The sequence below is a fragment of the Sphingobium sp. WR1 genome (assembly GCF_059693745.1).
In genome coordinates this window covers 39,230-47,203 of the sequence record NZ_JCATID010000030.1, presented here as the reverse complement: position 1 = coordinate 47,203, position 7,974 = coordinate 39,230, and the positions used below count along the sequence as shown (strand labels likewise).

The following is a 7,974-nucleotide window of genomic DNA, read 5'->3' as shown; positions in this document are numbered from 1 at the left end:
TACCTGTCATGCCGCTCCGCAAAGGGGGCCCTTTTGGACGCCGATAGGGGGTCCTTTTTGCGCGCCGATTGACAGCATGCAGCCATCCGGGACGGTCAATCGCCGCTTGCACCGCAGGACTTCGAAGCGCTCGAAGCAACATTACCTGCGCTAAGCGATTGAGCAACAAATCCCGCCCCGCAAAAGTTTCGCGCATCTCTTCGCGCAGCAACGTCACTAAATTCTTCAGCCCGATCGATCTTGCCGCCTCTTCCTTCACATGGATTACCGCGGGAAGGACATCGAGCAAAAAGCCTTCATTGGTGGAATCCAATTCAAGATGACCGCCTACTAAAATGGTCTCCGTTTTCTGGGCATCGACCCCAAGCTTTACCAGCCCGGAAGGGCTCCTGGCGAATGCCAAATCTCCGTCCACCATGTCGGCCTTCCCAGTCGATAGGCAATAGGAGCTAGGCCCTGTTAAGAGGATATAGTCACCTTTCCGCAGGCGATATGCCCGGTCCACCATGCGCAGCTCGCAAGTGCCGCTCAAGACTGTCGCGAAGTCTACGCCTGCATGCCCAGAAATAGCCAGGGACCAGAGGCCACTCCCTTCGATCCGTTTGGAAAGCAGCGCCTCCACCTTGAGAAGCGCAGCAATTTCATCAAGAGGATCTGGGGTCGCCATAACAGGACGATCTCACACAAATTACGGATTTACTAATATGGACCATCCTGACCTTCTCGGTCAATCTGAACGCGTTAAGGAGACCTATCATGAGCATCAAAACCGTAATGATCACCGGCTCTTCCTCTGGCTTCGGCCGAGAGGCAGCAACCGTATTTTCCGAGCGAGGCTGGAATGTGGTAGCGACGATGCGCAATCCGGACCAGGGCAAGGCGTTATTGTCGCCTAACTGCCTCGTCACGGCGTTGGATGTTGAGGATCCCGATAGCATAACAGCCGCTGTCAATGAGGGCATCCAACGCTTCGGTGGCATCGATGTACTGATTAACAATGCCGGGATGGGGCATTTCGCAGTATTTGAAGGAACAGATGCTTCCACAATCGAGAAAATTTTCCAGGTCAACATTTTCGGCACAATGCGGACAACCCGGGCGATTCTCCCGCATTTTCGTGCGAGGGGCGCTGGCACGATCATCAACGTCAGCTCAGGCTCAGGTATCGTTCCGGTCCCACTGATGTCCCTCTATTCCTCGAGTAAGCATGCTGTCGAGGGATTTTCTGAAGGATTGTGGTATGAGCTCTCGCAGCTCAATATTCATGTGAAGATCATCGAGCCGGGCTTTGTCCCATCAACGAACTTCGTCGCCCAGACGCGATCGCATTCAAATACACCAATCCCCGATCCCGCCTACAGAGCTTATGCGGATCACATGAACACACTCATGATGCATTTCGCCGAAACCGAACCGACGACATCGCACCAGGTCGTAGCCGCCATGGTTGAAGCTGCCGAAGATGGCAAAGATCAACTGCGATATATCGTGGGGATCGAAGCCAATAATCTCTCAAAGGCGCGTAGGGAAACATCGGAAGAAACGTACATCTCGGCAATGCGCGCCGCCTTTCTACCGCAGCCCTAGTCCCTCTTCGCCTCGATCCGGTCAGGAGAGCCGGGAAGCAAGAGCGATGCTTCATTGCAATCCTTCAGATCGAGGCCAGTGGCATTGATGCGAAAGGTCTCCTTGACGAGTCAGGCTATTTTGGCGCCTGCCGCCTCGATCGAAAGGCCTCTCCGCTTACGAATGTTCGAGACACAATTGCGCCCGTGCTCTGAAGCGATCTGTTGTGAGAATCCGTCGCCGACGTAGGTCCCCAACTGCGGAGTTGTCGGCGATCGTGGCCGGCAGTTTGGCGTGCCAGCGCGCGATAGGATTATAGGGTCAACCCCGAGCTGAGAGAGTGTCCTTGGGATCTGTTGTTGGGAAATAGCGGCGCAGAACAGCAGCGAGCAGCCGGTCCACGACCCTGTCAGGAAGCATGTTCATGATGCCGATCAGGGCGGCTGCGCTGCCCACGCCATAGCGGGTGCGCGGCTTTCGCGAAGTAATTGCTTTGGCAACGACATTGGCTGCAATGGAAGCCTTCACCCCCATTTTATCAGCTGCTGCCGCTTGCGCGGTTACCGCATGGATAAGAGAGCCATAGCGTTCGGTCTGTTCGGGCGTCATTTCTGAGGCTACGTTGTTCGCCGTAGCAATCGCGCGACCCGATATTTTGGTCTGCACGGCTCCCGGCTCGATGACGACCACGTCAACGCCCAAAGGGGCCACTTCCCTACGAAGGGAGTCGCTCAACGCCTCCAGCGCAAACTTTGCACCGCCATACGGGCCGTAAGTTGCCATAGCGACTCTGCCACCGACGGAGCTGATGTTGATGATTCTGCCTTTGCTGCGGAGAAGTGCCGGCAGCAATTTTTGCGTCACCGCAATGTGGCCGAAGTAATTTACTTCGAATAGCCTGCGCCACGCATCGAGGTTGAAAACCTCAACCGGGGCGTTGGCGCCGATACCAGCATTGTTGACGATCGCCCGCAATGATCTCCGGAGCGGGTCGGCATCAATGCGATGAGCGAGGGCTGTGATATCCTCCATGCGTGTTATGTCGATAAACACCGGTTCGATGTTCGGTCCTTGAATGTGATGTGCATCCTGTTCACGCCGCACACCGGCGAGGACAAGATAGCCACGCCGAGCCATTTCTTGCGCGGTGGCCGCGCCGATTCCGCTAGAGGCCCCGGTGACAACAATAAGTTCTTGCGTGTCGCGCGACCTCGTCATGCACTTACCCTTTGTTCGGCGGAATAGCTGCGAAGCGCTCAGCCAAGATCTGAGTGCGCTGCTCCAGAGCGGCAATTGATGGTTGATCGGAAAGCAAACCGTCCATTGCCAAGAGGAAAACCTCCGCGCTGGCTTGGTCGCCCAAAATAATCGTCACGCTGCCAAGCACGACTTCGCGGTAAAGCGCCTCGCTCTTCGGAGCGATTTGCGCGCACGCCTCGAGGAACTCGCTTCCCATCGGTGTACAGACCATCTCCGCCCATGGCTCCAGAACCATGGCGCGGCAGACGCTGAGCAGGCGGTCACGGGGATGTCCTGGATCGGCAGCCGCTTCTTCTGCCCTAGGCCGCCTGGAAATGAGCCAATCGATGAAGACCGCCTCGTAGATTTCGCTCTTGTCCTTGAACGTCCGGTACAAGAGCGTTCGGGAGAGATTTGCCCGCTTGGCGATGTCCTCAAGTGACGTCTTGGCGAAGCTGAAATTCAAGAAGCACCAGCGCGCAGCTTCCAAGATTTTGGTCCGGCGTACGGTGCTTTCAGAGTCCGAGATTGGTGCAGGCATAAGCGCATTGTGACAAATGACGTATCTGATGTCAATATGTCCTGAAGCCTCGCAAGGGTGATGTCGAGGCGCTGCACTGGCTAGCCCGTTAAGAAGGAGTATTTGGACCCGTCGAGCCCGCCCGGTCGCCTCGACCGCTCCCTTGACGCGACTTCGCGAAGCCCCTGTCCGTCGCCATGAAGCGCTCGATCATAGGCGCGATAAGGCGCACGGGATCGGCGACCGGTTGGCCCGTTTCGCGACGGTGGATTTCGGCATAGGCAACGAGGTCGCGGTGAACTGAGGCCGGCAGCTCGACGGTGACCTTGACCGGCTTGTCATCCGAGATCGCGCCGAGTTTCAGTTTAGCCATGTCAACCTCCATACGGTTCGAGAACGAGATCGCGAGTGACGATCACCCGTACCGGGAATCCGGGTCGGATTGTCAGCGTCGGAGCGACGTTGAGCTGGCGGCGGATGATCTGTTGGCCGGCGTCGTTGATCGTATCCTGACCGCCATTGCGGATCGCCTGGATCAGTCGGTCATCATCATTGGTTGCGAGTTCGGCGCCGACGCTGAGCAGCGTCGAAAGCCCAGCGGCCTTCGCGAGATCCCACCAGTGATAATCGACGCCGTCCTGCAGGCCAGCATAGCCCTCGGCATCCGCGCCGGGCTGCCGCTCCAGCACGATGCTGCGGCCGTTGGGGAAAATCAGCCGGTTCCACATCAGGAGCACGCGGCTCTGGCCGAACTGGACGTTGTTGTCGTACTGGCCGACGACGCGCGTACCCTGCGGCACGAGCAGGATGCGGCCGGTTGGGCTGTCGTAGATGTTCTCGGTGACCTGGGCCGTGATCTGGCCCGGAAGGTCTGACCGGATGCCGGTGATCAGCGCGGCCGAGATGACCGCACCCGCCTGAAGGATGTTCGGCGACGCCGGCGCCGCGACGCGATCGGCCGCGACCGTGCGCCGGTCGATTGGCGCATTGAGGAACGCCTGTTGTCGTTCCTGCGCCGTCGGTGTCGCCGGCGGCGGCGCAAGTCCCAGGCTCGTGAGGTCGGGCTGCGCGAGGGTCGGCGTGTTCGTCGCGGCCGGCGCGGTATTGCGCGCTTCCGAGGCCGCGAACAGCCGGCTGGTGCGCGCCGTCTCGATCTCCTGGAGGCGGCGCTGCTCCTCCGGGCTGATGCCCGGCTGCGCAGGCGTGACGCCGGGCGTCGGCACGGGCTGGCCCCGGTTCTGGGCGCTGACGATCGGCCGGCCGAGGTCACCGGGCAAAGGAGGCCCGAGCTGGGGCACGCCCGTATAGTCGCGCGGTAGACCCTGGAGGCCGTCCGCGGTCGAGCGGTTGTCGGTCGAATAGAGTTCCTCAGGCGGCCGGCCGCCGTTGCGGGTCTGGAGCGCATAGACCAGCGCGCCGCCAAGGCCGAGGCTCGCCACCAGGCCAAGCCCGGCCAACACCTTTCGCGACAGCCGCGTGACACGCGGAGCCTCGGCGCGCAGCCGCATCGGCGCGGCTGCCTCGGGTGCCGAACCCGTGAGCGGCGCGGCGGCTTCCTCTTCCTCGTTCCGGTCATCGCTCACGACGCGTGCCTCCCGTCCGTGCGGGTGATCCGGACGCGCTTCTGGTTGTCGCCCGAGCCGAAGCGAAGCTCGGCGGCGGCGAAGAGCCGGTCGACGATCATGTAGTTGTTGCGGACGCGGTAGTTGACGAGTTCGGAGGTGTTGCCCTCGGCGCCGACGACGAAGAGCGGCGGCATCTCGCCCTGGCCGATGCCCCGCGGAAACTCGATGAAGACCTGCCGACCATCATCGTAAGCGCGCAACGGCCGCCACGCCGCGCGGTCGCCGGTCACCTCGTAGCGGAAGTTGATGCGCGAGAGGTCGACGCCGGTGGCCACCGGCTGGGTCGCCTGCGCCTCGGCGTTCTGACGGCGGAGCGCGATGAGCTGGTCCTGCGGATATTGCCAGGAGACCGAGGCCATGTAGGTGCGCTCTGTCGAGCGCAGCTCCATGTGGTAGGTGCGCAGATTGGTATTGATGACAAGATTGGTCATCAGGTCGGCGCGCGTCGGTTTGACCAGAATGTGGACCTGCAGCGTGGCGCCTGAACCGCTCTGCGTATCGCCGATGATCCAGCGCACCGTGTCGCCAGCGGCCACCGGGCCTGAACCGACGAGCTGCTCGCCGGGTTGAAGCGCGATGTCGGTGATCTGACCGACTGCGGTATAGACTTGGTAGAGCGCTCCCTGCGTGAAGGGATAGACCTGCATCGAATTGATGAAGCCGTTGCGCACCGGTTGCATGCGCGCCGCGGCGTTCGCCTGATTCACGCGCGCTGCGGGATCGGCTGGCTCCGGCGTCGAGCGCGATGGCTCGACCCGCTGCAATTGTCCGGGCAGTGGCAGAGGTCTCGGCAGTTCGACCACCTGAACCGGCGCCGGAGGATCGACGGTCTGCACGGCGGCCGGCGCGTCGTCGTAGCTGATCTCCGGCGGCTTCTGCGTTGTCGCGCAGCCGGCGAGCGCCGTGGCGGAAAGCAGGAAAGCCGCCAATGTGTGAGTACGGAAAGCCGGTTCTCCGGCTTTACGGAAAATCGGCATCGTCATTGCCCCAGCTCCCGTGACCATGAAATTGCGTTGACGTAGATCCCCAGCGGATTGGCGCGCAGCCGGTCGGCGTTGCGCGGAATCTGGACGACGATGGTGAGGATCGCCGTCCATCGGGTCGTGTCGGCGAGCTGGCCGTTCTCGTAGCGGCGCTCGGTCCATGCGACGCGGAAGCTGTCGGGGGACGCGCGGATCACGCTCGAGACGTCGACGGCGATCTGCTGGCGGCCCACCTTGGTGAAGGGGTCGTTCGAGCGCGCGTAGTCGTTGAGCGCGGCGGCTCCGCGGTCCGTCGTGAAGTCATAGGCGCGCAGCCAGTTCTGCCGGACGATGATCGCGTCCGCCGGGATCGAGCGGACCTGCTCGATGAAGCGTGCGAGGTGGAAGGCGATCTGCGGGTCGGTTGGCTGATAATCGGGCGTCGCCGGTGCGATCGCCTGCGCCTGGCCGATCCGGTCGGTCTGAACCACCCACGGAACCACGGTGCCGCGCGCCGATTGCCAGACCAGCGCCGCCGCGAACCCCGCCGACAGGAAAAGCGAGCCGAACGCCATGAGGCGCCAGTTGCGCGCCTGCACGCGGGCCGAGCCGATGCGGTCATCCCAGACCTGCGCGGCGCGCTGATAGGGCGTTTCGGGCTCGGGAGCTTTTCCATAGTGCGTCGAGGGTCGTCGGAACATCAGCGGTCGCCTTCGGATAGGTTGATGGAGGAGCCGCTGCCGTGGCTGTCGCCGCTGCGCACGGCATGGACGGTCGTCGAGACGGCGTGGCTCATCTGCTGGGAGCGCTTCATGCGGCGAGCCCAGGCCGGCGGCTGGTCGCCGCCGCTGGCGGGACTCGATGCGGCGTCATTGGCCGCTTCGCCGACGGTTCCCATGGTCGAGGAACCGCCGGTCGCCTCGAAGGCGGCGCGGGCTCCGCCAGAGAAGCTGGAGCGCATGCTGGCCGATACGCGTTCGGCGGCGCGGCGGAGCGGCGATGTGGCGGCGGAACCAGCGGCCCGGGCGACACCACCCATGCCGCTGGCGACGCCCGAGGCGCCGGTCTGCCCTGCGGCGCCCAGGCTGTATGCGGTCGATGCGCCACCTGCGAGGGCTGCGCCACCACGGGCTGCGGCGGCTGCACCGCCTGCCAGCGCCGCACCGCCGGAGGCAACGGCGCCGACCGTGGCGGCTCCGGCCGCGACCATGCCGCCTGCGGCAAGCCCGGCGCCGACGGCGGCGCCCGCGCCGAGCTGGGGACCGCCGGAGACGAGGCCATTCGCGATGCCGGGACCGAATATGCCGAGGCCGAGCAGCGTCAGGGCCGCGAGCACGATCGCCATGGCCTCGTCGATCGTCGGCGTGCGGCCGCCGAAACCGGCGGTGAATTCGGAGAAGAGGCTCGACCCGATGCCGATGATGACGCCGAGGACCAGGACCTTGATGCCGGAGGAGATGACGTTGCCGAGCACGCGCTCGGCCATGAAGGCGCTCTTGCCGAACAGGCCGAAGGGGATGAGCACGAAGCCGGCGAGTGTCGTCAGCTTGAATTCGATCAGTGTGACGAAGAGCTGGATCGCGAGGATAAAGAAGGCGAGCAGCACCAGCGCCCAGGCCAGCAGCATCACCGCGATCTGAATGAAGTTTTCGAAGAAACTCCAGTAACCCATCAGATCGGATATGGAATCGAGCAGCGGCCGTCCCGCATCGAGGCCCGTCTGCGCCACGCGGCCCGGTCGCATCATGTCGGCGACGGTGAAGCCGGTGCCGGAGGCCTTCAGGCCGAGTCCGGCGAAACTTTCGAAGATGATCCGCGCCAGGTTGTTCCAGTTGCCGATCAGGTAGGCGAACACTCCGACGAACAGGGTCTTCTTGACTAGGCGCGCCATGATGTCGTCGTCGGCGCCCCAGCTCCAGAACAGCGCGGCGAGCGTCACGTCGATCACGATCAGCGTGGTGGCGATGAACGCCACTTCGCCGCTGAGGAGGCCGAACCCGCTATCGATGTAGCGGGTGAAGACCTCCAGGAAATGATCGATGACGCCGGTGCCGCCCATGAT

The 7,974-nt window shown here is 62.8% G+C and carries 9 protein-coding genes; 1 reads left to right on the top strand and 8 read right to left on the bottom strand.

The window, feature by feature from the left end:
* Positions 1-667 (bottom strand): cupin domain-containing protein (locus AC58EF_RS24540; protein WP_497279076.1); only part of this gene is annotated, 667 nt, incomplete at its 3' end.
* An 89-nt stretch (positions 668-756) separates the two neighbouring features.
* Here AC58EF_RS24540 and AC58EF_RS24535 point away from each other — a divergent pair.
* Complete coding sequence (locus AC58EF_RS24535) at positions 757-1,587, top strand: SDR family oxidoreductase (RefSeq protein WP_497279075.1); 831 nt, start codon at positions 757-759, stop codon at positions 1,585-1,587.
* A gap of 300 nt (positions 1,588-1,887) precedes the next feature.
* Here AC58EF_RS24535 and AC58EF_RS24530 read toward each other — a convergent pair whose 3' ends face one another.
* The 7 genes from AC58EF_RS24530 to trbL form a co-directional block, all read right to left on the bottom strand.
* Positions 1,888-2,784, bottom strand: a complete 897-nt coding sequence (locus tag AC58EF_RS24530) for an SDR family NAD(P)-dependent oxidoreductase (protein ID WP_497279073.1) — start codon at positions 2,782-2,784, stop codon at positions 1,888-1,890.
* Positions 2,785-2,788: 4 nt separating this feature from the next.
* Positions 2,789-3,295 (bottom strand): TetR/AcrR family transcriptional regulator, encoded by a 507-nt coding sequence (locus AC58EF_RS24525; RefSeq protein ID WP_497279071.1) that lies wholly within the window; start codon positions 3,293-3,295, stop codon positions 2,789-2,791.
* Positions 3,296-3,434: 139 nt separating this feature from the next.
* The gene (locus AC58EF_RS24520) at positions 3,435-3,698 is read right to left on the bottom strand and encodes a DUF2274 domain-containing protein (protein WP_497279070.1); all 264 of its coding nucleotides are present in this window, start codon (positions 3,696-3,698) and stop codon (positions 3,435-3,437) included.
* A 1-nt stretch (position 3,699) separates the two neighbouring features.
* Positions 3,700-4,833, bottom strand: coding sequence for a TraB/TrbI/VirB10 family type IV secretion system protein (locus tag AC58EF_RS24515; protein ID WP_497279080.1), 1,134 nt, complete (start codon positions 4,831-4,833; stop codon positions 3,700-3,702).
* A 71-nt stretch (positions 4,834-4,904) separates the two neighbouring features.
* Positions 4,905-5,927, bottom strand: a complete 1,023-nt coding sequence (gene trbG, locus AC58EF_RS24510) for a P-type conjugative transfer protein TrbG (protein ID WP_497279079.1) — start codon at positions 5,925-5,927, stop codon at positions 4,905-4,907.
* A gap of 2 nt (positions 5,928-5,929) precedes the next feature.
* Positions 5,930-6,613, bottom strand: a complete 684-nt coding sequence (gene trbF, locus AC58EF_RS24505; protein WP_497279068.1) for a conjugal transfer protein TrbF — start codon at positions 6,611-6,613, stop codon at positions 5,930-5,932.
* Positions 6,613-7,971 (bottom strand): P-type conjugative transfer protein TrbL, encoded by a 1,359-nt coding sequence (gene trbL, locus AC58EF_RS24500; protein ID WP_497279067.1) that lies wholly within the window; start codon positions 7,969-7,971, stop codon positions 6,613-6,615. Before trbL ends, trbF begins: the two co-directional genes overlap by 1 nt.
* Between the last annotated feature and the right edge of the window lie 3 nt (positions 7,972-7,974).

Excerpts from the sequence above, each read along its gene's own strand:
- AC58EF_RS24520 (WP_497279070.1), bottom strand. The coding sequence starts at position 3,698 with ATGGCTAAACTGAAACTCGGCGCGATCTCGGATGACAAGCCGGTCAAG.
- AC58EF_RS24530 (WP_497279073.1), bottom strand. The coding sequence starts at position 2,784 with ATGACGAGGTCGCGCGACACGCAAGAACTTATTGTTGTCACCGGGGCC.
- trbF (WP_497279068.1), bottom strand. The coding sequence starts at position 6,613 with ATGTTCCGACGACCCTCGACGCACTATGGAAAAGCTCCCGAGCCCGAA.
- trbG (WP_497279079.1), bottom strand. The coding sequence starts at position 5,927 with ATGCCGATTTTCCGTAAAGCCGGAGAACCGGCTTTCCGTACTCACACA.
- trbL (WP_497279067.1), bottom strand. The coding sequence starts at position 7,971 with ATGGGCGGCACCGGCGTCATCGATCATTTCCTGGAGGTCTTCACCCGC.
- AC58EF_RS24515 (WP_497279080.1), bottom strand. The coding sequence starts at position 4,833 with ATGCGGCTGCGCGCCGAGGCTCCGCGTGTCACGCGGCTGTCGCGAAAG.
- AC58EF_RS24535 (WP_497279075.1), top strand. The coding sequence starts at position 757 with ATGAGCATCAAAACCGTAATGATCACCGGCTCTTCCTCTGGCTTCGGC.